At 61.7% G+C, this 22708-nt stretch carries 30 protein-coding genes; 12 read left to right on the plus strand and 18 right to left on the minus strand.

Annotation, left to right across the window (positions count from 1 at the left end):
* Positions 1-7 precede the first annotated feature (7 nt).
* From HU230_RS20935 to HU230_RS20965, 7 genes are all read right to left on the minus strand, one after another.
* Positions 8-1183, minus strand: coding sequence for an acyl-CoA dehydrogenase family protein (locus HU230_RS20935; protein ID WP_420840891.1), 1176 nt, complete (start codon positions 1181-1183; stop codon positions 8-10).
* Positions 1184-1435: 252 nt separating this feature from the next.
* Complete coding sequence (locus HU230_RS20940) at positions 1436-1864, minus strand: GNAT family N-acetyltransferase (RefSeq protein ID WP_176530046.1); 429 nt, start codon at positions 1862-1864, stop codon at positions 1436-1438.
* Between the two features lie 87 nt (positions 1865-1951).
* Entirely contained in the window at positions 1952-2245 is a 294-nt protein-coding gene (locus HU230_RS20945; RefSeq protein WP_176530045.1) for a hypothetical protein, read from the minus strand.
* Between the two features lie 4 nt (positions 2246-2249).
* Complete coding sequence (locus tag HU230_RS20950; RefSeq protein ID WP_176530044.1) at positions 2250-2486, minus strand: hypothetical protein; 237 nt, start codon at positions 2484-2486, stop codon at positions 2250-2252.
* An 824-nt stretch (positions 2487-3310) separates the two neighbouring features.
* Positions 3311-3454: a hypothetical protein gene (locus HU230_RS20955; protein ID WP_176530043.1), complete on the minus strand. Its 144-nt coding sequence runs from the start codon at positions 3452-3454 to the stop codon at positions 3311-3313.
* Between the two features lie 218 nt (positions 3455-3672).
* The gene (locus tag HU230_RS20960) at positions 3673-3939 is read right to left on the minus strand and encodes a hypothetical protein (protein WP_176530042.1); all 267 of its coding nucleotides are present in this window, start codon (positions 3937-3939) and stop codon (positions 3673-3675) included.
* 220 nt (positions 3940-4159) lie between these two features.
* The gene (locus HU230_RS20965) at positions 4160-4414 is read right to left on the minus strand and encodes a hypothetical protein (RefSeq protein ID WP_176530041.1); all 255 of its coding nucleotides are present in this window, start codon (positions 4412-4414) and stop codon (positions 4160-4162) included.
* Between the two features lie 216 nt (positions 4415-4630).
* Here HU230_RS20965 and HU230_RS20970 point away from each other — a divergent pair, with 216 nt between their 5' ends.
* Both HU230_RS20970 and HU230_RS20975 read left to right on the plus strand, forming a co-directional pair.
* Positions 4631-4981, plus strand: coding sequence for a hypothetical protein (locus HU230_RS20970; RefSeq protein WP_176530040.1), 351 nt, complete (start codon positions 4631-4633; stop codon positions 4979-4981).
* Between the two features lie 309 nt (positions 4982-5290).
* Positions 5291-5476 (plus strand): hypothetical protein, encoded by a 186-nt coding sequence (locus HU230_RS20975; RefSeq protein ID WP_173637755.1) that lies wholly within the window; start codon positions 5291-5293, stop codon positions 5474-5476.
* Between the two features lie 103 nt (positions 5477-5579).
* Here the strand turns inward: HU230_RS20975 and HU230_RS20980 are convergent, their stop codons facing one another.
* Entirely contained in the window at positions 5580-5879 is a 300-nt protein-coding gene (locus HU230_RS20980; RefSeq protein WP_210284436.1) for a hypothetical protein, read from the minus strand.
* A gap of 197 nt (positions 5880-6076) precedes the next feature.
* Here HU230_RS20980 and HU230_RS20985 point away from each other — a divergent pair, with 197 nt between their 5' ends.
* Positions 6077-6337: a hypothetical protein gene (locus HU230_RS20985; RefSeq protein WP_176530039.1), complete on the plus strand. Its 261-nt coding sequence runs from the start codon at positions 6077-6079 to the stop codon at positions 6335-6337.
* Positions 6338-6367: 30 nt separating this feature from the next.
* Here HU230_RS20985 and HU230_RS20990 read toward each other — a convergent pair whose 3' ends face one another.
* A complete protein-coding gene (locus HU230_RS20990; RefSeq protein ID WP_021080362.1) occupies positions 6368-6721 on the minus strand; it encodes a phasin in 354 nt (117 codons plus the stop codon).
* Between the two features lie 231 nt (positions 6722-6952).
* Between HU230_RS20990 and HU230_RS20995 the strand changes: the two genes are divergently transcribed.
* On the plus strand, positions 6953-7138 hold the full coding sequence (locus HU230_RS20995; RefSeq protein ID WP_176530038.1) for a hypothetical protein: 186 nt from the start codon (positions 6953-6955) through the stop codon (positions 7136-7138).
* Positions 7139-7151: 13 nt separating this feature from the next.
* On the opposite strand, the gene HU230_RS21000 is transcribed toward HU230_RS20995, so the two are convergent.
* The 3 genes from HU230_RS21000 to HU230_RS21010 all read right to left on the minus strand — a co-directional run bounded on the left by HU230_RS21000 (position 7152) and on the right by HU230_RS21010 (position 9822).
* A complete protein-coding gene (locus tag HU230_RS21000; RefSeq protein WP_176530037.1) occupies positions 7152-7355 on the minus strand; it encodes a hypothetical protein in 204 nt (67 codons plus the stop codon).
* Positions 7356-7503: 148 nt separating this feature from the next.
* A complete protein-coding gene (locus tag HU230_RS21005; RefSeq protein ID WP_176530036.1) occupies positions 7504-8637 on the minus strand; it encodes an alpha-hydroxy acid oxidase in 1134 nt (377 codons plus the stop codon).
* 165 nt (positions 8638-8802) lie between these two features.
* Positions 8803-9822 (minus strand): GlxA family transcriptional regulator, encoded by a 1020-nt coding sequence (locus HU230_RS21010; RefSeq protein WP_176530035.1) that lies wholly within the window; start codon positions 9820-9822, stop codon positions 8803-8805.
* A 63-nt stretch (positions 9823-9885) separates the two neighbouring features.
* On the opposite strand from HU230_RS21010, the gene HU230_RS21015 reads away from it, so the two are divergent.
* From HU230_RS21015 to HU230_RS21030, 4 genes are read left to right on the plus strand one after another with little or no spacing between them, the layout of a single operon-like run.
* Complete coding sequence (locus HU230_RS21015; protein ID WP_176530034.1) at positions 9886-10599, plus strand: hypothetical protein; 714 nt, start codon at positions 9886-9888, stop codon at positions 10597-10599.
* Positions 10599-11891, plus strand: a complete 1293-nt coding sequence (locus HU230_RS21020; RefSeq protein ID WP_176530033.1) for an MFS transporter — start codon at positions 10599-10601, stop codon at positions 11889-11891. Before HU230_RS21015 ends, HU230_RS21020 begins: the two co-directional genes overlap by 1 nt.
* 40 nt (positions 11892-11931) lie before the next feature.
* Complete coding sequence (locus HU230_RS21025) at positions 11932-12672, plus strand: YqcI/YcgG family protein (protein ID WP_224943406.1); 741 nt, start codon at positions 11932-11934, stop codon at positions 12670-12672.
* The gene (locus HU230_RS21030; protein WP_176530031.1) at positions 12669-12989 is read left to right on the plus strand and encodes a cupin domain-containing protein; all 321 of its coding nucleotides are present in this window, start codon (positions 12669-12671) and stop codon (positions 12987-12989) included. The genes HU230_RS21025 and HU230_RS21030 overlap by 4 nt, the downstream gene beginning before the upstream one ends.
* Before the next feature lie 23 nt (positions 12990-13012).
* On the opposite strand, the gene HU230_RS21035 is transcribed toward HU230_RS21030, so the two are convergent.
* The 5 genes from HU230_RS21035 to HU230_RS21055 all read right to left on the minus strand — a co-directional run bounded on the left by HU230_RS21035 (position 13013) and on the right by HU230_RS21055 (position 17114).
* Positions 13013-13195, minus strand: coding sequence for a hypothetical protein (locus HU230_RS21035; RefSeq protein ID WP_092115610.1), 183 nt, complete (start codon positions 13193-13195; stop codon positions 13013-13015).
* A 362-nt stretch (positions 13196-13557) separates the two neighbouring features.
* Positions 13558-14820 carry a CaiB/BaiF CoA transferase family protein gene (locus HU230_RS21040; RefSeq protein ID WP_176534936.1) on the minus strand — a complete coding sequence of 421 codons (1263 nt, stop codon included), beginning with the start codon at positions 14818-14820 and terminating at the stop codon, positions 13558-13560.
* Positions 14821-15124: 304 nt separating this feature from the next.
* The gene (locus HU230_RS21045; protein WP_176530030.1) at positions 15125-15547 is read right to left on the minus strand and encodes a GFA family protein; all 423 of its coding nucleotides are present in this window, start codon (positions 15545-15547) and stop codon (positions 15125-15127) included.
* Between the two features lie 346 nt (positions 15548-15893).
* A complete protein-coding gene (locus HU230_RS21050; protein ID WP_176530029.1) occupies positions 15894-16469 on the minus strand; it encodes a DUF6456 domain-containing protein in 576 nt (191 codons plus the stop codon).
* 84 nt (positions 16470-16553) lie between these two features.
* Positions 16554-17114, minus strand: coding sequence for a GcrA family cell cycle regulator (locus tag HU230_RS21055; RefSeq protein WP_176530028.1), 561 nt, complete (start codon positions 17112-17114; stop codon positions 16554-16556).
* 127 nt (positions 17115-17241) lie between these two features.
* On the opposite strand from HU230_RS21055, the gene HU230_RS21060 reads away from it, so the two are divergent.
* The 3 genes from HU230_RS21060 to HU230_RS21070 all read left to right on the plus strand — a co-directional run bounded on the left by HU230_RS21060 (position 17242) and on the right by HU230_RS21070 (position 19636).
* Positions 17242-17880, plus strand: coding sequence for a LexA family transcriptional regulator (locus HU230_RS21060; protein ID WP_176530027.1), 639 nt, complete (start codon positions 17242-17244; stop codon positions 17878-17880).
* Between the two features lie 161 nt (positions 17881-18041).
* On the plus strand, positions 18042-18317 hold the full coding sequence (locus HU230_RS21065) for a hypothetical protein (RefSeq protein ID WP_173637767.1): 276 nt from the start codon (positions 18042-18044) through the stop codon (positions 18315-18317).
* Between the two features lie 164 nt (positions 18318-18481).
* Positions 18482-19636 carry an OpgC domain-containing protein gene (locus HU230_RS21070; protein ID WP_176530026.1) on the plus strand — a complete coding sequence of 385 codons (1155 nt, stop codon included), beginning with the start codon at positions 18482-18484 and terminating at the stop codon, positions 19634-19636.
* 10 nt (positions 19637-19646) lie between these two features.
* Here the strand turns inward: HU230_RS21070 and HU230_RS21075 are convergent, their stop codons facing one another.
* Positions 19647-20951, minus strand: coding sequence for a glycoside hydrolase family 3 protein (locus HU230_RS21075; RefSeq protein WP_176530025.1), 1305 nt, complete (start codon positions 20949-20951; stop codon positions 19647-19649).
* A 296-nt stretch (positions 20952-21247) separates the two neighbouring features.
* Here HU230_RS21075 and HU230_RS21080 point away from each other — a divergent pair, with 296 nt between their 5' ends.
* Positions 21248-22684 carry a DUF4153 domain-containing protein gene (locus HU230_RS21080; protein WP_338077460.1) on the plus strand — a complete coding sequence of 479 codons (1437 nt, stop codon included), beginning with the start codon at positions 21248-21250 and terminating at the stop codon, positions 22682-22684.
* Positions 22685-22708 lie beyond the last annotated feature (24 nt).

Consider the following 22708-nt stretch of genomic DNA (forward strand, 5'->3'; position numbering starts at 1 on the left):
GCTCGCCTCAAAGTGTCAGGTTTTCAGACGGCAGCCCAAGAGCTACTCGCCCATAGTTGGTGCCCGCCGCATCGAAATTGAAGGCGAGATGCGCGTTCACTGCATGCGCATCGCGAAATTGGCGCTGCAGTGCTCCCGAGGTGAACAGGCTGCGCGCCCCGCTCGCTGCAAACAGAAGAGAGACGGCTTCGGTGCACAAATTGACCGCGAATGCGCCATCGCGCCGGAGCCTCGTCTTCGCCGCAATGCTGGGGATATCACCACGCCGAATCTCTGCAAGCACGTCAACGCAATTCGTGCGCATGATCAGCCGTGCGGCATCTATCTTCGCAGAAGCCTCGGCGATCTTGATCTGTGTACTCTGCAGGTCGCCGAGCTTGGCCCGATTGTATGTCGAGGCACGGTGTCGCGCGATCTCGACGTAATCGTCAAGGCAAGCCTGGGCATTCCCCAGACCGACACCAGACAGCACGTAAGGAAACAACGAGAAAACCGGAAGCATGTAGAGCGCATTCGGATTGACGACGCTGCCAGGCGTTGCGCCACCCGCAAGATCGCTGACGGCAACCGTCATATGCTCGGGAACGAATGCGTCTGTTACTCGCACATCGTTCGATCCCGTTCCGCGCAGACCTGCCGCGTTCCATGTGTCGTCGATGCTGTAGTGCCGTCTGTTCAACAGGAAGAGCCGATACTCGACGCCGTCGGCCTCATCGTCCGAGGCAACCACGCTCGCGAGCATGTTCCACCCGCACGCTTCCACCGCGGACGAGAACGGCCAATGACCGCTCAGCGAATAACCGCCACTTGTCTTCCTGGCCCGTCCTGCCGGGAAAACAAAGGAAGACGCGATCAGCGTATCGGGATTCTCGCCCCACACGACGCTCTGCGCCTCGGGCGCGAACATACCCAGCATCCAGTGGTGGCTCGCAAGATTGGCAAAGTTCCAGGAGACCGAGGCGTCGCCCTGCCCCAAGGCGTCGGCGCAATCGACCAGCGCAACATAGTCGAGCTCACTGCCCCCGACGCGTTTAGGCTGCAGGATTCGGAAAAGGCCACTATCATGCAGATCGCGCTCTGTCTCCGGTGGCAGGTGGCGCAGCTCCTCGGTCCGCGACGCCCGTTCACGCAACGCGGGAACAAGCGCCCTGGCTCGTGCGACCATGACCGAATAACGATCCATATCCGGGCCTGGCGGCACCTTCGCATCGAGCCCGCGGCCAACCTCAACCATGGTCTCTTCCTTCGTTCGATCTCCCAAACATTCGCGCGACCGGGCCGCTCGGCTCAGTTTATCGAGTGATCACCAGAGATCAAGAAGCGCGAACCTGCGTCCGGCGAATTCAAGGCACGCGAAGAAGCCCGGCCGCCAATCGACCGCCGGGCGCTCTACGTCGTCGAACTGTCAGCAGTCGTCAGATCCACCTCACAGGATCTAGACGAGTTCCTTCCGCCAATACAGCGTGTGCTGCCATGCCCAGGGCGAGGCCGGTTCGAAGAGGCGATAGCCCTGCCGGATGAAGTTGTTGGCCGAGAAATGATTGTCTGTCGTATCCGAGACGATCGCCTTCCAGCCGGAGCGCCGCGCTCGCGCTTCCAGCGCGCGAGTAAGCCGCACTTGCAGGCCGTGGCCGCAGTGCGGTATCACGACCCCAACGCGGCACAGATATCCGGCGTTGGCAACATGGGTTGACGAAACGACGCCCGCGAATGCAATCGGCTTCAGCCCACGGAAAGCAATCCACCAATACCCCTGCTCGAAGTCGGGCACACGAGTCCCATCGCAGAAGGTCAGCTGATGAAGCTCGGCGAGCGTATCCGCGACCTCTTCGTCCTGCGGATCAACCTCGCGTATCCTGTACATTCTTCGCACCCCGATATTCTATTGTCCGCCAAGGTACTTGGTTCTCCAGTCTGGAGAGAGATGCGCCCACTCGAGCTGCAACACGAATTACTTTCCGAGCGTGGCTTTGATCCCCAGCCAAACAGCGCCGAGAAAGCCGGTAGCGATCACGGTGATCACCGCCTTGAAAGTATAGCTTTGCGCCTGCTCCACGCTCTTTCGCCACCGCCGGAGATGCTGAAAGTCCGCGCGCAATTCTCGTCGGTCACCCTCGTCAAATCCGAATGAAGTCAGAACTGTCGCGATGGTCTTGACCACGACGGCATCAATGTCGCTTCGGCGAACCCGATCTTGCTCGATCAGCGTTTCCATCACGATTGCTTTGACATCGGCTTCGCGCATCGGATCACCTTCGTATGATGCGGGCGACATTCTCAAACGTACGCTTTCCGAAGTAGAAGCCCATGATCATGCCGGCCCAGGTGCTCACGTCTCCCGCGAGTTGCGGCGTCGTCCCAAGGCCGAGAACCTTGTCCCACATCACGCATTTTCCTGATCCTCGGCCGCCGAATGCCCCCTTATAGCGCGCCGGCCGAAGCAGCGGCTCGAACACTTTTGCGGTTGGAATTTTCAGGATCGACAAGGCTGCTCTCGGTAAGGCAAATCGGATCGAGCGCCCGCTTAGTGCCGAGCGGCGATCATCTCGCTTGAATGGTCATTGAAGAGGGCGCGCCCTGATCAGGTCGGCAAGCCAGTCTGTCAGATTGCCATTCGCCGCGCTTGAGGCGTCCGGAAGACTAAACACCGACGGCGGCAAATATCGCATTGGCTGCCCGCTGAATGGACTCAGCGGTCTGGTCGAAGCCGGAGGCGCACCCGCGAAAGTCCCGAAGCGTTGGTCGAATGTCGCGGGCTGACCTGCCTGCGGAATCGAAGCCGACGGAACGAACGGCACGGCAGGCGCTCCGCCGTCGAAATCAGCCTGGCTCTCGTCTGTCGGCGATACCCACACCAGGCGTCGGACAGGTGTTTCCCTGATCGATTCCGGCGGGGGGTCATCGGGCGGCCCAACGAACGACTGCATCTCGTAGAGCGGTCGCGACGATGTAGCAGATCCTGCCGAAAACTGTCCGCCGGTGCCGAACCGGCCGAAGACGCCGGAATGGCTCGGCGACGGCCCGAGATAATCATAGCCGGGATCGCGCGCCGCGGCCTCGCGCGGCAACAAGCTGCGCGGAGGAGACGAAGGATGATTGCGGGAGTTCGGATCGCTGCCGTAGATGTCTTCCCAGTAGGCAGGGTTTGAATCGTAGAGAGCCCGCGCTTGAGGATAATCGCGGAGACCGAACTCCCGCTTAATCCGGTCAGCATACGCTTCCGGCTTGCTCAGATCATTGCGGAAGAGCTCCTGGGACGGCCTTCCAGCCCTCGCCCTTCACGGCTTGCGATACAAGCCGCCTGGCGAACTCATCCAAGAACAATTGCCACACAAGCAATCTCCACTTCAGCTAAAGGCAACGGAAAATTCCACGAAATAGCGCAGAGCAATTGCCAATTTTCGGCATTCGCGACACGCCCCATTTGGCGTTCCCGCAGCTTTGCGATCGCCATCGCGTGATCCAGGCTCGAACGAGCGCGCAACACTGAGACCGTCGACACGTCGCTTCGACCGCTCTGACGTCTTGGGGACAAAGAACGCCTGTTAAGGCGATCAGCGGCAGAATGCGCGATCACCGCAAGGCTGGCGCAACAGATCACTCGTTTGATCAAGCCGCCTAATATCTCTTCGCAAAAAATACGAAACGGGCCGCCCAAATAGGCTCGTCACATCATCCTACGAACCATAAAACCGCGGCCAGATAGAGCGCGCAGATGACAAGGCCGATCCCACTGGCGACGCCGGCCCCGAGTTCCAACAGCCCAAAACCGTCACGCCGGCCGCCAAGCCAACCAAACTCTCCTTCGTCGCAATTGTAGGCGGCCACCCGAATTCGTCCAAACGAGACGACCGGCAGGATGAGCCGCGCCACGGTATATCCAATTACATCGACGATGAAGTAGAAGAGCACCTCAACAAAGCTTTGGACAATCCACATTGGCCCTCGCCATAGCGGCGCTCTGCTTGGACAAGCTATGATTGATATCATGCCGGCTGGCACGTAGGTAAGAGCAACCCCGCAGAACCGGGCACACGATGCCGCGAGTGGCCCCGATAGCGGTCTGAGTTCTCGATGATGTGATTGAACGTTTCGGAAAGACCTTGGACCAAGTAACTCGAGCAATCCGTTGGGGTTGGATGAACTGCGGCCGCCGCTCTCAGGTATCTTCGTCCTCAACCTCCTCGGGCTCAACAATGACTCGCTCGATGCGGTGCACAAGTTCGAGCGGCCCGTCACCATTTTCGATCGCCTGCGGCGCTTTGCCCCAGCCGCGATCGAGGATGGCATTGGCTGCGGATACGCGGGCAGCCGGAGTTGCGCTGGTCGATCGCATCACACCGACCAGTGCGTTGAGTGCGCTTCTCGTATGGCTCCGCGCAAGCGAACGAATCTGAGTGATCGACTTTACCAACCTATTTCTCCTGCCAATCGGACGGGAGATATTCGCTAGGCGCCGTATCGGAGTGATCCGTGTCGGGATCGGGCACTACCGAGCGAAATGCGATCGTGGGGAAATCCGTTCGCTCGCGTTCGTGACGCGAACGGGGGATGAACTGTATGATCTCTGCGCTCATACAAACTCCGACAATGCAATGGCGATCAGGCCCGCGAGCGCGAGCGATATCAGATGGGCAGTCATGCAAACCTCGTTGATCGGCCGGCAGCGCGCGATGCGGCCATCGAATTAAAGATGCGGCAGATCGCGCAGCGGGCGGCGATCTTTGGGGCGCGAACCTTATCCCTGACGAGTGGGGCCGCGAGCGGCGCCGGCTTTCGCCGCGCCGCAGGACCGGCGCGTTCGCGCGCACCGGCCAATTTCATGCTCGTTTCAATGGGTTCGGACGGCGGCTCGCTTGCGACGCTCTGGCGACGGGCTGGGAGGATGTGGCGTCGTGACGTTGCGGCCGCCGTCCGATTGGTGAAACGGCAAACAAAAAGCCCGCCGCGGATTGCTCCGCGCGGGCTCAACAATTTCTGATTTTCGGATTATGCCCCTGAGTTGCCCGACGTGTCAAATGTTTTTGCGAGCTGAATGCGATCGGTAAAATGTGATGCGTCGGCTTCGACGGTGAGAAACCGCTTCGACCAAAAGTCGACACATGATCCGGAATCGCAATACGAGCTGCGCCGATCGGCCGTATGCTTGGTGCGATGATGTCAGTGTGCCGCTGAGTTGCCCGACGCGTCAAGCGGACAAGCGGCTCACAACATTTGGATCGACATCAGGACAGTTTTGGCTCGCGTCGGTCGACCCGCGCCGCAGTTTGATTGCAAGGAGGAAGCGCCGATGTATTTCGTTGCTGCCGTGCTCGCGGTCCTGTCCGGCCTGTTCTATGCAGCGGGCCATCATGAGATCGGTTCGATCGGTGCCACCATGTGCCAGTATGGCGGCATCTTCTGCGACAGCCCGGTGCTGGTTCTCGTCGGTGCCGGGTTCGCCGCAGCGTGGGGCATGCTCGTCAGCGTGCGCTGATCGTCCCGCAGCATTTCGGCTATAGCTTTGTGTCGCTGATTTGCCCGACGAGTCAATTCCTGCACTTTGCGTCGGATGCAATCTCAAGAACACCCCGCATCTATTACGGCGTGCTCGGATTTGCCGGCTGAGCGGGCTTTGGACCGGGTGGATCAGGCTCAATCGGTGTCTTGGGCTCGGTCGGCATCACCTTTGCGCCCGCCGCACGTGCCGCCTCGCCGGTCGTTGAATAGTTGGCGGAAGCGGCCGGCTGCACCTTCGGCTTGCTCCACGGACCGTGGTCGACCATCAGCATGCCCAGCACGCCGATGATCGCAACCAGGGCCGCGATCAACAGCGGCGTTCCGCCGTGCCGATTTCGATGCTTGATCGAACGACTGTCCGATATGCCATGCGCCTGCATTGTCATCATCGTCTCCTCCACGGACACAAGCCGCAACCGGCGCGTAAGTTTCCGGTTCCGCGATGTGAAAGCGAGGCATGTTGGTGGAACCAATCCCCAGCTGCTGAATTTCCCCAATATGTGGACGTCGCTACGCGCACGCGCGGATAGCCAGGGTAACGGCCACCCCACCTTTGGTGAAAATCGCGGCACGGCACATGAGCTCTGAAACACCCGAGTCTCCGCTTCAGCCCACACTCGGTGAGCGGGCGATCGACACCGCGACGGACGTCTCGCGTACCATCACGGAGGTGTCGGACGGACTTCGAGCGGCGGCCGATCGCCTCAGCGACGCGATCGCGACCTCACGCCGGCCGGGCGGCGTCCTCGCCACCGTGAGCGCGGTCACGCGCGAAGCGCCGCTCGCAAGCCTGTTCGTCGCGTTTCTGCTCGGCGTTGCTGCAGCGCGCCGGCGCTAGGCGTCGACACGCTGTGAAGGCCGCCTGCCCCTAGAACTTGCCCTTGGTGGCGTCCTTGGTTGCGGACATCACGCTTCCGCTGATCTGCCGCATATGTTCGCCGGCATTGGTGAATTGGCTGCGCAGAAATTCCGACTGGATTCGCATCGCCTCCTGCAGATCGGTCGCGTGCACGAGCTTGCGCGCATGCTCGAACGCCGCCTTCATGTTCTGCTCGGTGAACGACAGCGCCTGTTTTGAAATCTCGGTACCCGTGCCCGGCATCGCCGTCATCGACTTGCTCGCGGCATCAAAGAACAGGCTGAAGGCCTGTTCGGCCTGGTCGATGGTCTTTTCCGCCAAATCGCGCAACTCGGCGGGAACTTCAAGCTTCGGCTCAATCATGATCGCGCCCCCTGAAAAAAGCGTTTGCCAAGGTTAGCATAGATTGTGACGGCGTCAGCGCCGTATCGCCAAACCATGAGAGGCCCACTCATCCTTGCAGCCGAGGAAAATTTACCTAGCGGCGACCGGACTGCATCGCAGGCCGATTCCAATCGTGTCAGCACTGTGGCATAGTGATTCGGCCTCGTCGTTGGTCGCGTTCGCGTCTCTTGTGGGGAATAAGGGGATCCGATGCTGCGCGCCGTTCGTCCAACACCGACCTGCACCCGCTTCAAGACCAGCATAGAGATGCCGTGCATGAAGTGCGGCACGCAAATGCGGCTCGCCTTGATCGAGCCGCGCGACCAATTCTACGACGTGCTGACCTATCAGTGCGCGCCGTGCAATTCCGGCGAAAGCTTCGTGAACGCGCGCTAGGCTATCGGCCCGTTCAGTCGTTCAGCACCGCGGCCCCCGCCTCCGTCAGCTCGGGCTGGTCGTCATACAGTTCGACCAGACCGAGTTCGATGAGGACGCCCAGATCCTCGCCGCTGACCGGCGACAGTTTGAGCCGGCCGGCCTGAATATCACGGAGGGTCCAGCGCAAGGCGATCGCGCGCTCAAGTGAAAATTCAGCGAATGGATTGTTTGCCATTCGCGTCGACTAGTGCGGCATTTGGATCAGACTTTGTCTTTGCCGCGGCGGCTTCATGGACACCACAGATTGACGGCGAGCCGGCGCGATCGAGGTGCCCGGCGCCCCGATCGCGTCATCACTCAATATGTCTTCGCAGCGGCGCGGCTCAGTAGCGGTAGGGATCTATATCGAGCAGCGGGAATGCGCTGAACACGCTCGGCAGATTGTTCGGCGTCGCCGGATGCAGATAGGACTTGTCCAGTTCGGCGAAGCTGGTGACGCCGAGCAGACCGAGGCAGCGGATCACCTCGTCCTCCAGCAATTCAAGCATCCGGACAATGCCTGCCTCGCCGGCCGCAGCGAGCGCCCAGCATTGCAGACGGCCGATCCCGACGAGATCGGCCCCCGAGACGATGGCCTTCACGATGTCGGTGCCACGGCAGATCGAGCCATCGACCATGATCTTGGCACGGCCTGCGATGGCCTGAACGATCTCGGGCAGGACGTGCATGGACCCACGGCCGTGGTCGAGCTGCCGTCCGCCGTGATTTGAGACGTAGATCCAGTCGACCCCGTGATCGAGGGCGATCTTGGCGTCTTCGGCGGTGGCGATTCCCTTGAGGATGAGCGGAATCTTGAACTTGTCCTTGATCAACTTCACCGTCCGCCATTCCAGCCCCTTCTGGAAATCGCCGCCGGTGGCGCGGATGCGGCTTTCACGGACGTAGCGCTTGGCGATGTCGCGCTCACGCCGGCTATAATGGGCGGTGTCCACGGTGAGGCAGAACGCAGCGTAGCCGTTGTCGATGCTGCGGCTGACCACATCCTCGACAAACGCATCGTCGCCGCGCACATAGAGCTGGAAGATGCGCAAGGCATCGGGCGCCGCCTTGGCGGTATTCTCCAGCCCCGGCTCCGATACCGAGCTCAGCATATGCGCCGCGCCGAACGTTCCCGCTCCGCGCGCGACGGCCGCGCCCGCCTCCGGATCGAATATCTCGAGCGCGCCGACCGGCGCGATCATCACGGGAAGCCGGAGCTTGCGGCCGAAGACCTCGGTGGATGGATCCACATTGATGACGTTGCGCAGCACGCGCGGCCGGAACGCGATCTCGTCGAGCGCCATTCTGTTGCGGCGCATCGTGGTCTCGGTTTCCGAGGCGCCGACGATGTAGTCCCAGGCGTTCTGGTTCAGCCTGGCGCGGGCCTTTTGCGCGAATTCGTGCAGGTTCTGGAATTCCTCGCCGCTGGCGCCGAGTTCGACATTGCGCGCCTGCTGAATGGGGGTCCCGTCATTCATGGTCGTTTCTTCTCCCGATTTGGCCGGCACATTAGCCGCAGACAAACCGGAAAAGCTACCACCTTGACCGACGAATCCGGCCAGCGAAGGCCAGCTATTCGCTTGTGAGAGGGATCGGGTTTCGACACCAAGCGGCCGGCTCCGAACTGAGCCGTCCGACGCGAGCTAGCTGCCCGAGAACCGGTTTCGGTACTCGGTCGGCGACACGCCGAGGTGGCGCAGGAAGGCCCGCCGCATTCGTTCGTCGTCGCCAAATCCCGCGCGCTTGGCAACCTCGACCACGCCGCCGATCTGGCGGCTTTCGAGCAGCAAGCGCGCGGTCTCCACGCGCAGCGCCTCGACACCGCTAGCAGGCGTCATGCCGGTGCGGCTGACATAGGTCCGGGCAAAGGTGCGCGGCGTCATCCCGGCCTTTTCCGCGAGGGTCTCGACCTTGAGGTCGCTCGTGATGTTCTCGATGATCCAGGCATGCAGCGCGCTGAAGCGTCCCTCGACGTCCGAGGCCTGGGCCGCAAGGACGGTCGAGAACTGACTCTGACCGCCCGGCCGCTTCAGAAACACCACAAGTCTGCGTGCGACATCGAGTGCGATGGTGTGGCCGAAATCCTCCTCGATCATCGCGAGCGCCAGATCGATGCCGGCGCTGACACCCGCCGACGACCAGACATGTCCGTCCTTGACGAAAATCGCGTTGGGCTCGACCCGGATGTCGGGAAAGCTGTCCTGCAAACGCGGACAATAGCGCCAGTGCGTTGCAGCACGCTTGCCGTCGAGAATTCCGGTCCAGGCCAGCGCAAATGCGCCGAGGCAGACTGATGCGATACGGCGCGCCTTCGGCAGCGCCTCCGCAATCCAATTCATCAACTCGGCGTCGTTACGGATCTTCCAGATGCCGGGTCCGCCGGGGATCACCAACGTGTCGACCTCGGCGGGCGCAACACTGGCGATCGGCGCCGTGTCGATCATCATATCGACATCGGTCGGCACCAAGCCGCCTGAAGTCGACAGGTAGGATAGCGAATAATCCGGCCCGGGCAGTTCGATCGCCTCCAGTTCCGCGAACACCTGAGCCGGCCCCGAGATGTCAAGCAAGGTCACGCCCGGAAAGGCAACGATCGCAATCCGCCGCGTCGCTTTCTTGTCGCGCGGCTCGGGCCGGGGCGGCTTGGCAGTTTTCGAGGGCATATTGTCCTTTAAGCCATTCGAGGCTGCCCTGTATAGCTTGCAATGGAATTCTGGAGTTCTGCCATGTCGCGAAATCTGGGCAGCGGATACGAGGCGATCAAATCGCCTTGGGCGGATTACGCGATCTACAGTCTACCCGATGCCTCCCGGATCGAAGCCTGCGACCGCCAGCCGCTGATGGACGCCATGAACGGCATCATTGCCGTCAACTGGCAGGCCACCGAGCCGCATTGGACGGCAACCTCCTCACCCTTCGACCAGAAGTACAGCCTGATCCTCGTCTATGACGGCTCCGGCCTCGTGGCCTTCTCGGTCTACCGCATCCTGCAGATGTCGGCCGGACTTGGAATCTATCGCAGCGGGACAGAAGTACTCCCGGCGCATCAGGGCCGCGGCCTCTACGGCTTCTTTACGGCGGAAGTTCTGAAGTGCTCGGGCGCCGCCGAGAGGGCCGACGGCAACGTGCTCTACGGCTGGCGGACCCGCAATCCGATCGTCTGGGCAGCGAACGCTAAAATTTGCGAGAAAGTTTCTCCATCGTTGCTCGATGACGCGCAGGACCCGGCGTTGCAGGCGGCCTGTGTCGAGATGTGCACCTCACTCTATCCGGGCAAGCCGCTCGAACTGCCCGACATGATCATGCGGGGCGCTTACGGCCACATTAAGCACCATCGGCAGGCCTATCGTGGCACCGCGTCACTGGTCGATGCCGCGATGTCGCGGAAGATTCCGAATTCAGCAGATGCCCTGTTCTCGGTAGGTTACGCGAGGGTGTGATGTCGATGCTCGGACAACAAGCCGTTTACGCCCCGACGTCGCGTTTCACTGACCGCGCCTATCTCGCCTGGACGGCAGTCGCCGTCGCCTACGCCATTGCCTTCCTGCAGCGGGTGTCACCGCAATCGGTAAGCCTCAGTTTCATGCACGACTTCAGCACCGATGCGGCCGGTGTTGCGATGCTCGCCTCGAGCTATTTCTGGGGCTACACCTTGATGCAGATTCCGGCCGGCCTGCTGGTCGATCGTTACGGCGTCAAGCGCGTCGTCCTCCTCAGCATGATCGCCTCGTCGCTCGGCAGTGCAGCGTTCGCGCTGGCGCCGAACCTGCTCGACGTTTTTGCTGCGCGCCTGATTGTCGCCTGCGGCGATGCGCTGGTCTTCACGGCACTCCTCAAGCTCGTGGCACAAAGTTTCGCTGACGAGCGGTTCGGCATGATGTCGGGCATCTCGCAGGTCTCCGGCTATGTCGGAGGCGTGATCGCGACCACGCCGCTCGCAGCCGCCGTCTCGGGGTTCGGCTGGCGGGCCTGCTTCCTGTTCATCGCCTGCATTGGCCTCGCCAACCTCGCCTTCGCCAAGCTCGCGCTCAAGCCTGATCCGGCATCGCATAGCAACAAGACGCTGAAGGGCGTCGTGATCGCTGCGCGGCAATCGCTGGCCCATATCGCGAACTGGGGTTGTGCAATGACGTTTGCGTCGCACTTCGCGGTTGTGACGACGCTGTCGGGCGTCTGGGGCATTCCGATGGTCGCCCACTTTTACCATATCTCTCCGACGGCTGCCGGCACGCCGCTGCTCGCCTTCATGATCGGCAATGCGCTCGGCTCGATCTTCCTCGGTCACGCCGCCGATCGTGCCGCGGCGGCGCTCGACCGCGCATTGATCGGCATTTGCGTATTGCGCATGCTTCTGATCGCGATGCTGCTGCCGCAGGTCGCCCGGACATTTGGTCTCGCCTACGTCACCGTCGTGTTCACGGCCTTGGGGCTCGTCGCTGGCGGCACCGTCCCGCTGGTGCTGAAATGCGTGAAGAAGCTCTACACCTCCGAACTGATCGGTGTCGGCGCTTCTGTGAACACCACTGCTGCCGGGATATTCGCCGGCGTCTCGCAGCCGATCATCGGCTTTGCGATGCTTGCCGCCAGCAACGCCTCCGGAACCGACGCCGTGCACAACAAGGCCGCGATCGGTGACGGCGGCTACAGCGCCTTGATCGTCATTCTGCTTCTCATGTCGCTGCCGGGCATTGCCGGGCCGCTATTGATGAGAAGCAAGTTGATAGCCCGTTAGTGTCGTTATGAGTGTAGGGGGTGTTATGGAGCGCTTGTTCTTGAGAAAAGGCGAAGTCGCGTCAAGCTTTCCGGTCAGCAGCTGGCAGAGCGTGATGTTCTCCGAGTTTGAAGCGCAGATGAGCAGCGAGGCAAGGCCGTTCCCTTGCGTGTTCGGGGTGACCGGACATCGCCAGGATCAGCTCCGCTATCTTTTCCTCGATCCGTATGACGTCGCAGTGCTCGGCGAGCAGCTCGCACAATATGTCTCAGAGGCGCGCTCGTTCGGCCCCAATACCTCCTTGATCGTGTTCACGCGTCCCCGCCCCGTGCAGACGCTCGATGCCTACTATCGCAAGATGTGGCTCACGCTCGACCAGCTCGCACGCCTGGACAAGAACCCGTGGCCGACCGAGATTCCGGAACAGATCGACCACCCGATGTGGGAGTTCTCGTTTGCGGGTGAGCCGATCTTCGTCGTGTGCACGACGCCGGCCCATGTGATGCGCCAGAGCCGCCGGTCCAGCGCCTTCATGCTCACGTTCCAGCCGCGCTGGGTGTTCGACAAGATCCTCGGGACGGAAAAGGCCGCGACTGCCGCGTTCGCCGAGGTGCGCAAGCGCCTGATCCCGTACGACAGCGCGAGCCCCTCTCCGCTTCTTGGCCGCTACGGCGCGACCGATGGCCGCGAATATCTGCAGTACTTCCTGCACGACGACAACAATGCGAGCGGAGGCTGCCCCTTTGCCAAGCTCGCGCAGAACAAGACGCCAGCCATCGCGAACAAGGAACAGGCAGCATGACTCAAATCATCGCGGGCACGAAGACCGAATTTGCCATCGATCCGGAGATCCTGAACCTGCTCCCGGCCCAGGGGTCCGTCGAGCTGCAGCATGATGCAGCCGGCAAGGTGCATCACTTCCATACCCATCCGGTCGATGAAATCCTGATGATCATCAGCGGCCGGTTGAACTTCATCTGGGACGGCGGTGAGCGGGTCGTCAGTGCCGGCGACACCATCCTGCTGCCTGCCGGCACCCGGCATCAATCCGAAGCGCTCGAGGGTGGTGCAATCTACGTGATCGCGACACAGCCGCCCGCCAGGCCAATGAACAACTGACATCCAGGAAAAACGCGAACACCTCAGGACAGTGAGGGATCGCGCGGCGGCTCAACCGCCAAACGTTCGACCAGCTCGATGACCTCGGAACGCTGGTCGGGCGCAAGTCGAAGGAAAGCCTTCAACAGTCGCAGGCTTTCCAGTGTTTCGCTCGATGGAGCTCCGAGCTTGTTCTGCAGCTCTGCAACGTATGTGGGATTTTTCATCTCGCACCTTAAGTGAGGATTACGAATGGCATACCCAGGTAAACGTGAAGGCTTGGCCCAGAAGGTCGACACCGCAGCGCAAGAGGCCGAACGCCTTGGCCTAACCACGGCAACCCTCATACTCCGGATGGCCCGTCTCGAGATTGATCGGGCGGAGCCCGAGGAAGTTGAAAGTATGCCAAGGAACAACTTGCGCAGCAAGCCGAACTGAGGTCACAGACGGGCCAGTTTCCGGGTCGAAGGCCGCCGGCTCGCGGTGGGGAACCGTGACGTCTGAACGACATCTTGCGAGGCGAGAGGCTTCCCTCTCGCCTCGGGTCAGGTGATTGGCGCGTATCTGATCTTTGGTTCAGACCAAACGGCTAGCCGGTGTTGCCTGCCTTGCCGAACGCGCCTGCCTCGGCCAAAGCGGCGATGCGCCGGTCGTCGTAGCCAAGCGTCTTGCTCAACACATCCCGGGTGTGCTGACCGAGCAGCGGAGCCGCAACGGGATCGACCGTCGGTGTCAGGCTCATATTGACCGGCGACTCGATGTTCGGAACCGAGCCGGCGGTCGGATGCGCGATTCTGCTCAGGCGATGACGATCGCGCACCTCGGGTGCGTTGAAGCCTTCCTCGACCGTACGCAGATAGCCAACCGGAATATTGGCCTTCTTCATCTTTGCCATCCAATGCTCGAGCGTGTCGCTTGCAAACACGCTGGCGATGATAGCGCGCAACTTCTCCTTGTTGGCGGTCCGCGCCTTGCGGTGAGCAAACTCCGGGTCGGTGACGAGATCCGGGCGCTCAAGTACGTCGGTCACGAGCCGGCGATAGAGCCGGTCGTTGGCGCAGGCCATGTAGAGCGGCCCATCGGACGCCCGGTAGACGCCGACGGTCGGCGAACCGTTCGGAGAGTTGCCGAAGCGGCCGGGGTTGTTGCCGTTGATGAGATAGGCCATGCCGTAGAAGCCCGTCATCGACACTGCGGTGTCGATCAACGCGACCTCGACCTGCTGCCCGCGACCGAGCCGATCCCGCGCAATCAAGGCGAGCAGGATGGCGTTGCAGGCCGACATGCCGGTTGCCATGTCCACGATCGGTGGCCCGGTGCGCACCGGTTCGCCATCCGGAAAGCCGTTGAGCGACATAAAGCCGCTTTCGGCTTGCGTAATCGGGTCGAAGCCCGGGCGCAGCGCGAAATCACCCTTGCGGCCGTAGGCGGAGATCGAGCAATAGATCAGCCGCGGATTGGTCGGCGCCACCGACGCATAGTCGAGACCGAATTTCTTCATCACGCCGCCGGAGAAATTCTCCACCACGACGTCTGCCTTGGCAATCAACGCGCGCGCGACTTCAAGCGCGGCCGGATTGTTGAAATCGAGCGCAATGCCGCGCTTATTGCGGTTGAGGCTCAGATACGCTGCGCTTTCCCCACCAATTTCAGCGTGCTCATAGGCGCGCGTGTCGTCCCCACCGTCCGGATTCTCGATCTTGATGACCTCGGCCCCGAAATCGGCCAGCGTTTGCGTGCAGGCCGGGCCGGCGACGACTCGGGTGAAGTCGACCACCAGCAGGCCAGCGAGCGCCGTCGGAACTCCCTCCCCGCGCGGCGCGCGCCCTGGCAATTCTGGTTTGGTCATGATCCGACGCTTCCTCTGTTATTTTGTCAGGCGAAATACGACGGCCCTTGCCAGGACCGGCACTGCCTGCCTTTTAGCGGATGCTCGTCACCAAAACCAAACCCGGATTTTGCAGGGCGGGACCTTCGCCTGACATGGCTGTCACCGGCAAGGGGGTCCCGTAGTGTCGGCACCGCCGACACGGTCAAACGATTCGAATGTCGAGGAAACCCGCCGGATACCGAATCTGTCAGCGCGTCCGGCCGACGGAAGAATGGACATTGGCGGGTAGCGACGCTCCGTCGCCACCCGCTCGAGAACCATCGCGCTATTCGGCGATCATTTCGCCGGAGCCGCCGAATTCGGCCGGAAAGTCCTTCAGCTTCGGCAGGCCATCGCGTATCGGCAGCACCGCCTCGGAATAGTTGACGTGAACGCCGGGGGTGAACTTCAGCGTTGGGATGGTTGCCGTGAACACGTCGACAAGACCAAGCGTCGGGTGGTTCGTCATCAGATGACCGCCGCACTTGGTGCAGTATTTGCGCTGGCTCATCGCGGTCTTCTCGAACGTCCCGACATGATCGGCGCCCTTGGTGACTTCGACCGCCTCGGGCTTCCAGAGGCTGAATGCATTCACCGGGCCGCCGGACCAGGAGCGGCATGAACGGCAGTGGCAGTAGCCCATCGCCTCAGGCTCCCCAGTGACCTTGAGTTCGACCGCGCCGCAAAAGCAGGTTCCAGTGTGATTCATCGCTCGGTTCTCCCTTGGGTGAATTGATTGGACTCCGCGCCGGCATCGACCCACGTTACTCGTGATGTTCGCGATGCAGGATACGATCAAGGCGGGCTTGGCCGCTGCAAACTCCCTTGTGGACGTACCAGACCATTCCTCGCACCGGAGGCAATCACACTGCGCCCCCATGCGGGCAGATCGTCGACGCGAGCGAAGTTACATGAGAGTCCGCGCGGCTGTCGACCGTCTTCGAAACAGATCAGGACGAGCTCAGTGTGAGGCAAAGCACAGTGCCGCAATGTGATGAATCGCTGCCGTGCCGGCTGCCTGTGCGGCAACCGGCGCGTCAGCACATCACTTCGGATCAGCGTTGATGGTCCTTCACGGGAACCTTGTTCGGCGTGGCAAGGCCGTACATCAGCGCCAGCCGATCCAGGCATTCCTTGAGGCGCCGCGCAAAATAGTCCTGCCAGCGCTGCGTACGCAAGCCGCGCCGCTGCCCAACCTGCTCCATGGTCATGCCGAGGATCAGGACGTCGTGCACCAGCGCCGAACCGTCGGCACCGAGCTCATGCTCGGCGCGATTGAGGCGCAAGGTCGCCTGGCGCTGCCCCTCCGTGATCGGCTCACGTTGTTGACCGCCGTCAACATATTCACGCGTCGTATCCACCGCGCGAGGGCCGCGCTCGGCCTTCTCCCAATCGTTCTGGAAGGCCCGACCGCTTCGGTACTGGGTGTCGTCGATCTGCCGGTGTGCATGCAACCGGCCGAGCGGATCGTTGCGGATCGAGCGAAAGGCAACGATCTTCTCGCCCGGCTCGAGCGCGAGGGGATCGTCGATCTCGACGGTCGCCACCTCGGCGTTGAAGGGCAGATCCTGGGAGCGCCGATCATGTGTTCCAGCGGGATCGTACGGTTTCCGGCGTTTTGCGCGCAGCATTGGTGACCTCCGAAATGTGTGATGAAAGCGCGCGGCGTCTTCCGCGCGATCGCGGTTGTGTGGACAGTCGGAAGGTGAGCGGCCTCAGATGGCCCCGATGGCTTGAAGCCAGGCGTCGTTCAGGACCGGCCTCGTCGATGCCTCGGGATCGCGGCTCAGATGAAAATGCGGGGTGCAATAGCTCGAGCCCGGCCGGCACGGGTGACCACAGAAGGTCATGGTTTCGCCGTCGGCATCCCCGCCATAGGGATAGCGGCAGTCTCCGCGCTTGAGGTCGAACAGTGAAAGGTGCCGTGGCGCGACCGCCGCGCAACGAAGTTGGGGCATCTCCACCGTTTCGGTGAAGCTTTTCGGCCAGCGAAGCAGATCGAACTTCAGCTCGGCCCGCCCTTCACGCAGGCGCCCGATCCTCGGTGGCTCCGGCAAGGCCGGCTTGGGTGGATCGAGATGCCCTGGCAGGGACGGCTCCGGCCGATCAAGGCCCGCCAACCCCATGCGCTGCGCCCGGCTGAGGGCCGCGTTGCGTGTATAGGCCGTGCTGAAGGTTGCGTTGATCGTGTCAGCGATTTCCGAATAGGACAAGCCGCGGGCGCGCAGGTCCTGCAAGGCAGCCGAATGCTCCGGCAGCCAGTTCACCATATCCATTCCAAATTCCCATTTTTGTCATTCCGCCGGCGCCTCGCATACCTTCCGATATTCCGAAGTAAAAGTCAAGCTTGAATTCTGATAATCGTAACGGTAAGAGTATGTCCAGCTTTGGAGAGGATGAAACATGCTGGACGCGGCACTTATCGAACGAGCACTGGAAAAGACTGGAAAGAGCAAGGGCGGGCTTGCCCGCGCAATGGGGGTTCGGGCCGGGGCGGTGTCCGAAATCCTGTCAGGAATCCGCTTGATCAAGGCGTCGGAGATCGCCCCGATCATGGAATACTTGGAGCTGAACTCGGTGCCGATCGTGGGCCGGGTCGGCGCCGGCGCCTCGATCCAGCCGGAGCTTGAGCAGGTCCCGCCGGAGGGTCTCGGCGAGATCGAGCTCCCGTTCCCGATGACGGAGGAAACCGTCGCTTTCGAGGTTTCGGGCGATTCGATGCTACCGAAATACGAGAACGGCGATGTCATCGTGGTGTATCGCGAGCAGCGCTATCCGCTGTCGAGCTTCTACGGAGAGGAAGCTGCGGTCCGGCTGAAGACCGGCGAGCGCTATCTGAAGACGATCGAGCGGGGCAGCTCGTCCGGCACGGTCAACCTCAAAAGCTTCAATGCCAAGCCGATCAACGGCGTCAAGCTCGAATGGATCGGCGAGATCTGCGTCACCCTGCCCCGCGGCCAGATCGAAAGACTGCGCGGCAAGACGGCGGCGAAGGGCCGCAAATCCGCCCGGGCGCAGGGCGGACGGTCGTCCGAGAAATAGCCGCCCAGCTGCAGGGGCCGGCCTGACCGATTCGGATGCCTTCGGGCCGAATCGGTCGGAGCGCCCGCGCCTGAGTTCCGATTATCGTCAATTTCCCTTGACATAATTCCGATTATCGGAAATAATAGCCAACAAAAGTCAACGTATCGAACCGCCAGGCAATGCAGTATTTTGTTGTGATGATCGACTATGGCCGCCGTGGCCGCGAGGCGATCGTCGATCCCGAAATGACGCGGCGCGAGGTCATCTCACGGGTCGCGTCAGGGGAATACACCAACATCAGCTTCATCCACGAGGTTGCCGAGTGCTCGGTTGAGGATATCACGGACGATATCCTCGCGGAGGCTGCCCTGCCGGAGGTCGCCCCGACCGGCGCAAACCTGCAAGCCAATACACTGGATCACGCCCGCGACCTGCGCAAACACGAGCCGGTCTGACCGCGCTCACGCGGCGGTTGCGAAAACGTGATCTTTCTTGAACCGGCCACTTGGCCGGAACCCGAAACGAACTAGATAGGGTTCACGCAGAGTCTATTCGGACCGGGCGTGGGTTTCCACTAGATTAGCGATCGTTTTCCCGGGCCGGCAGATTTCAGCTTCAGATGACTTCGACAACAAACGCCGAGATCGCGAGAGCCGATGGCGATCTCAGGATCGCGCTGCTGCTTGGTATCGCAAACTGGTTTCTGTTCCTGGATCACGTTCCGCATAACGTCGTCAGCGCGCTGACCATGCGCAATTTCGGCTTTAGCGGCGCGACCGACCTTTTTGTGTTCATTGGCGGCTATGCAGTGACGCTCTTCTACGCCCGGATGGCGCTGGAGCGTGGATTCGTGGTGGCCGCGACCCGTATCTTCAAGCGGGTATGGCAGCTCTATGCTGCCTACATCGTCCTGTTCGTGATCTATGTCGAGTTGATCAGCTATGTCGCCACGCGGACCGCGGCGCCCGAGATCATCAGCGAGTTCAACATCACCGGATTCATCGACCACCCGATCCGAACGCTGATCTACGGCTTGTTCCTGCAGGCCAAACCCCTCAATCTCGACGTGCTGCAACTCACCATCGCCCTGATGGCCTTTCAGCCGTTCGTCGTATTCGGATTGCTCTACGTGCCGAACGCAACGCTTCTCGCGTCCGTGGCGCTTTACGCTACCGCCCGCGTGTTCGACTGGAACCTGACTTCATATCCGTACGGAGATTGGTACCTTAATCCGTTCTGCTGGCAATTGCTGTTCGTGATGGGTGGCTGGCTCGCGCTCATCGGCACGCGCTATGCACCCGCGATCCGCGCAATGCAGGCCGTTACCGCGCTGCGCGCCACGGCGTTGCTGTACCTGCTGTTCGCGCTGACGATCGTCTCCAGTAGCGATATCCCGGCACTCGCCCAAATGATGCCCAGCGGACTGAACGACATGCTGCTGCAGAACGACCGGGAGGATGTCGCACCTCACCGCATCCTGCATTTCCTGACCCTGACATTCCTGTTCACCTGGTTGGTGCCGCGCGACTGGGGGTATCTGCGATCTTACGCCCTGCAGCCGATCATCAAATGCGGCGAGGAATGGCTGGCCGTGTTCTGTGCAGGCGTGTTCCTCTCCTTCGCAGCGCATTTGATTCTGATCACCGGCCCTTACTCACTGACAAGGCAGGTCGCGGTCAGCCTCGCCGGTCTCGCGGCAATGACGGCTGTCGCCTACTACGTCTCGTGGTCGAAGCGACAGGACAACAAATCGGCGGTCGGCGCTCATTCCTGAATCCATCGATCTAGTCGACCAGCAGCGCGCGCCTTAACCGCGTCTCGCTGTCGTGCAGCATGCTGCTGTCGAGGCCCCCTCGCGCAGCTGCATCCGTCGCGCAATCGAACAGGCGGTAGAACTGCAACCCGTCATAGGCGACCAGCAACAGATCGACGCCCGCGTTCAACGCCTCCACGACCGCGGTGCAGACATCGTGCTGATAGATCGCGCCCATCACCAGATCGTCCGTCATGACGATGCCCTGGTAGTTCCAGCTCTTCCGGATCAGCCCGTCGACCACGGCCTTTGAATGCGACGCCGGCCGTCCCGGGTCGAGCGCATTCACCGCCACGTGCCCGACCATCAGGCGCGCATCGGTCGACGACAGCACATCGCGGAACGGGCGCCAGTCCGTCGCCTCCAATTCGCCGACCGGCGTATCGAGATCGGCGTTGAAATGATGCGTGTCGGCGCGCACGCGGCCCAATCCCGGAAAGTGCTTCACGGTGGCATTGACGCCCGCGGACTCGAGGCCATGGATGTAGGCGCCCGCGATCGCGCTCACCTTGGCCGGATCATCGGAGATCGCGCGTTGATTGATCAGCGTATTGAAATCGAGCAGGTTGTGCTTCGCCGCCGGCCGCAGGTCGAGCACCGGGGCAAAATTCAGGTTGATGCCAAGCGACGCCAGCTCGCGTCCATGGATGCGCCCGAACTCCTCGGCTTTCGCCTTTTGCTCATCCGGCGCCAGCTCGGCCAGGGAGGCCAGTGCGGGCAGTCTCGTGAGCGGCGGTGCCAGATGCGAAACGATGCCTCCCTCCTGATCCGTCGCGACCATCAGCGGCGGCAACCCCGCGACCCGCCGCCTCGACTGCAGTGTGGCGATGTCAGCCTTCAAGGCGTCAGCCGTCCTGCCGGCGATGTTGCGCCGGGTGACATAGATGCCCGCAACGAACCCCTTCTCCACAAGCGGCGCGACCTCGTCGAACGACCGATAGCCGACGATAAAATGCTGCCCCAGCGACCGCGCGAGGACCGGCTCAGTCTGGAGAACGCGGTGCTTCCGCACCTCGAACACGCCATGCGCGGCGAGCATCGCGAGCGGCGGCAGACACCACAGGATCACCAGGAGCCTTCCTGCCCGCGTCCGCCTGCACCACGCGGCGCCGCGGACCAGCATGAACACGACGGCGATGCTTGCGAGCACGAGAAGAAGATTGCCCGCCCCGCGCAACGGGACCAGATAAGGATCGTTGTTGTTGACGCCGGCCAAGACGAATACGAGCCCGACGATCCAGGCCAGGGCAATGCCGACGCGCTTGATGATTTGCATGGAGACGACGGGTGAACGAACCGAACGTATCGTCCGTATCAGACCGGACTCGCCGCAGCGAGCGGATAAAACCACTCTGCACGCAATCTGCATAACAATCCTGAACTCCTGCTGATCGCCTTCCCGCCGTCTGCACGCGGTCAACCCAAGGTGCGCCCTGCCGCAACCAGGATCGCGTTCGGACACCCGTCGATGACGTCAGCGCGACCGCCGAAGTCCACACGTCCTTCAATCCAGAGGTCATGATGACAAGCCTAGAGTCACCGGAAACCGAGACTCACTCGATTGCCAATGGTTTGCCGCCGGCCAAGGCCGCCGCCGCGCTTGCGCTCGCCGCGCTGGCCGATTGGTTGTTCTATGATCAGAATGCCGGGCTCTCGGTGGTCCTCTTCGCCTTCGCGCTGGCCGGCGTGTCACTGGCCGCCAACTTCGGTCACGTCGCTCGCCACAGGCTGCCGATCGCCGGCGCGATCGTTGTGGCCGGGCTACTCCCTGCCCTGGAGGAGGTCAACGCAGTCTCGCTGGCCTTCGCCATTCTTGCGCTCGGCACCGCGCTTGCTCTGACGACCAATCCCTGTCTCGACAGCGCGACCAGGGGAGCTGCCTCGCTGGTGGATCTCTTTCTGGTCAGCCCTTTCAGGTTGTTCCGGGACGTCGTCAGCGCATTCGACCTGCCGGGCCTCACCAGGGGGTTCATCCTATGGTTCGTGCCGTTGCTGCTCGGAACCGTGTTTGTCTTTCTGTTCGTCGCAGCCAATCCGGTGCTGGAGATATGGATCAGCCAGCTGAACCCCGGCAATCCCGCCGCCAGCCTCAGCCTCGGTCGCATGCTGTTCTGGATCCTCGTACTGGCGCTGGTCTGGCCATTCGTCCATGTCAAATGGCGGCGCTACACCAACGTCGCGCGCAACGGACCGCGATCTTCCGCGCAGGGTCCGGCCGAACCCGATCATTTCATCGACTTGTTCGGCGCAGGCACCATCCTGCGCTCTCTGATCCTGTTCAACTTGCTGTTTTCGATTCAGACAATTCTCGATGCGATCTATCTCTGGGGCAACGCTACGCTTCCCGCCGCCATCACCTACGCGTCCTACGCCCACCGTGGCGCCTATCCGCTGATTGTCACGGCACTCCTGGCCGCGGCCTTCGTTCTGGTCGCGATGCGGCCGGGCGGCCCGGCCGAGCAATCGCGGGTGATCCGACCGCTCGTCTACCTCTGGGTCGGGCAGAATGTTCTACTGGTGATCTCCTCGATGCTCCGGCTTGATCTCTATGTCCAAACCTATTTGCTCACCTACTGGCGCGTCGCGGCATTCGTCTGGATGCTGCTCGTCGCCGTCGGGCTGATCCTTATTCTGGTGCGCATTGCCCTGCGGGCATCGAATGAATGGCTTGTCCGCGGCAACCTGTTGGTACTGACCATCGCGCTCTATGTCGGCTCTCTGATCAATTTCGCCGCCGTCATCGCCGACTATAATGTCAGTCACAGCCACGAAGCCTCGGGCAGCGGCGTCAGTTTGGATATGGACTACCTGATCCAGCTCGGCCCGAACGCGCTTCCGGCCATCGACCAGGCGATCCAACTGCGTTACGCCAACCCGGTCCTTGTCTCTCGCCGCAATAGCCTTGTAGAACAGCAACGCCAGCAGATGGCCTCATGGCGCGGCTGGAGCTTTCGCGGCTGGCGGCTTCAGCGTTTCCTGGACGGGCGGCAGAGCAACGCGCCGGGATAGTCGAAGCGCCGGTTTTCGGAGACG

The sequence above is a fragment of the Bradyrhizobium quebecense genome (assembly GCF_013373795.3).
In the GTDB taxonomy this organism is placed as follows: Bacteria; Pseudomonadota; Alphaproteobacteria; order Rhizobiales; family Xanthobacteraceae; genus Bradyrhizobium; species Bradyrhizobium quebecense.

What these genes read in the sequence shown, in the direction of transcription:
- HU230_RS20980 (WP_210284436.1), bottom strand. Translation starts at nt 5,879, where the DNA reads ATGCAGGCGCATGGCATATCGGACAGTCGTTCGATCAAGCATCGAAAT.
- HU230_RS21050 (WP_176530029.1), bottom strand. Translation starts at nt 16,469, where the DNA reads ATGCTGCGCGCAAAACGCCGGAAACCGTACGATCCCGCTGGAACACAT.
- HU230_RS21005 (WP_176530036.1), bottom strand. Translation starts at nt 8,637, where the DNA reads ATGAATGACGGGACCCCCATTCAGCAGGCGCGCAATGTCGAACTCGGC.
- HU230_RS20960 (WP_176530042.1), bottom strand. Translation starts at nt 3,939, where the DNA reads ATGTGGATTGTCCAAAGCTTTGTTGAGGTGCTCTTCTACTTCATCGTC.
- HU230_RS20995 (WP_176530038.1), top strand. Translation starts at nt 6,953, where the DNA reads ATGCTGCGCGCCGTTCGTCCAACACCGACCTGCACCCGCTTCAAGACC.
- HU230_RS21070 (WP_176530026.1), top strand. Translation starts at nt 18,482, where the DNA reads ATGACTTCGACAACAAACGCCGAGATCGCGAGAGCCGATGGCGATCTC.
- HU230_RS21045 (WP_176530030.1), bottom strand. Translation starts at nt 15,547, where the DNA reads ATGAATCACACTGGAACCTGCTTTTGCGGCGCGGTCGAACTCAAGGTC.
- HU230_RS21015 (WP_176530034.1), top strand. Translation starts at nt 9,886, where the DNA reads ATGTCGCGAAATCTGGGCAGCGGATACGAGGCGATCAAATCGCCTTGG.
- HU230_RS21030 (WP_176530031.1), top strand. Translation starts at nt 12,669, where the DNA reads ATGACTCAAATCATCGCGGGCACGAAGACCGAATTTGCCATCGATCCG.
- HU230_RS21055 (WP_176530028.1), bottom strand. Translation starts at nt 17,114, where the DNA reads ATGGATATGGTGAACTGGCTGCCGGAGCATTCGGCTGCCTTGCAGGAC.
- HU230_RS21000 (WP_176530037.1), bottom strand. Translation starts at nt 7,355, where the DNA reads ATGGCAAACAATCCATTCGCTGAATTTTCACTTGAGCGCGCGATCGCC.
- HU230_RS21035 (WP_092115610.1), bottom strand. Translation starts at nt 13,195, where the DNA reads ATGAAAAATCCCACATACGTTGCAGAGCTGCAGAACAAGCTCGGAGCT.
- HU230_RS20940 (WP_176530046.1), bottom strand. Translation starts at nt 1,864, where the DNA reads ATGTACAGGATACGCGAGGTTGATCCGCAGGACGAAGAGGTCGCGGAT.
- HU230_RS20955 (WP_176530043.1), bottom strand. Translation starts at nt 3,454, where the DNA reads ATGGCGATCGCAAAGCTGCGGGAACGCCAAATGGGGCGTGTCGCGAAT.
- HU230_RS21010 (WP_176530035.1), bottom strand. Translation starts at nt 9,822, where the DNA reads ATGCCCTCGAAAACTGCCAAGCCGCCCCGGCCCGAGCCGCGCGACAAG.
- HU230_RS20970 (WP_176530040.1), top strand. Translation starts at nt 4,631, where the DNA reads ATGGGCAGTCATGCAAACCTCGTTGATCGGCCGGCAGCGCGCGATGCG.
- HU230_RS21075 (WP_176530025.1), bottom strand. Translation starts at nt 20,951, where the DNA reads ATGCAAATCATCAAGCGCGTCGGCATTGCCCTGGCCTGGATCGTCGGG.
- HU230_RS21060 (WP_176530027.1), top strand. Translation starts at nt 17,242, where the DNA reads ATGCTGGACGCGGCACTTATCGAACGAGCACTGGAAAAGACTGGAAAG.
- HU230_RS20975 (WP_173637755.1), top strand. Translation starts at nt 5,291, where the DNA reads ATGTATTTCGTTGCTGCCGTGCTCGCGGTCCTGTCCGGCCTGTTCTAT.
- HU230_RS20935 (WP_420840891.1), bottom strand. Translation starts at nt 1,183, where the DNA reads ATGGATCGTTATTCGGTCATGGTCGCACGAGCCAGGGCGCTTGTTCCC.
- HU230_RS20990 (WP_021080362.1), bottom strand. Translation starts at nt 6,721, where the DNA reads ATGATTGAGCCGAAGCTTGAAGTTCCCGCCGAGTTGCGCGATTTGGCG.
- HU230_RS20985 (WP_176530039.1), top strand. Translation starts at nt 6,077, where the DNA reads ATGAGCTCTGAAACACCCGAGTCTCCGCTTCAGCCCACACTCGGTGAG.
- HU230_RS20945 (WP_176530045.1), bottom strand. Translation starts at nt 2,245, where the DNA reads ATGCGCGAAGCCGATGTCAAAGCAATCGTGATGGAAACGCTGATCGAG.
- HU230_RS21020 (WP_176530033.1), top strand. Translation starts at nt 10,599, where the DNA reads ATGTCGATGCTCGGACAACAAGCCGTTTACGCCCCGACGTCGCGTTTC.
- HU230_RS21065 (WP_173637767.1), top strand. Translation starts at nt 18,042, where the DNA reads ATGCAGTATTTTGTTGTGATGATCGACTATGGCCGCCGTGGCCGCGAG.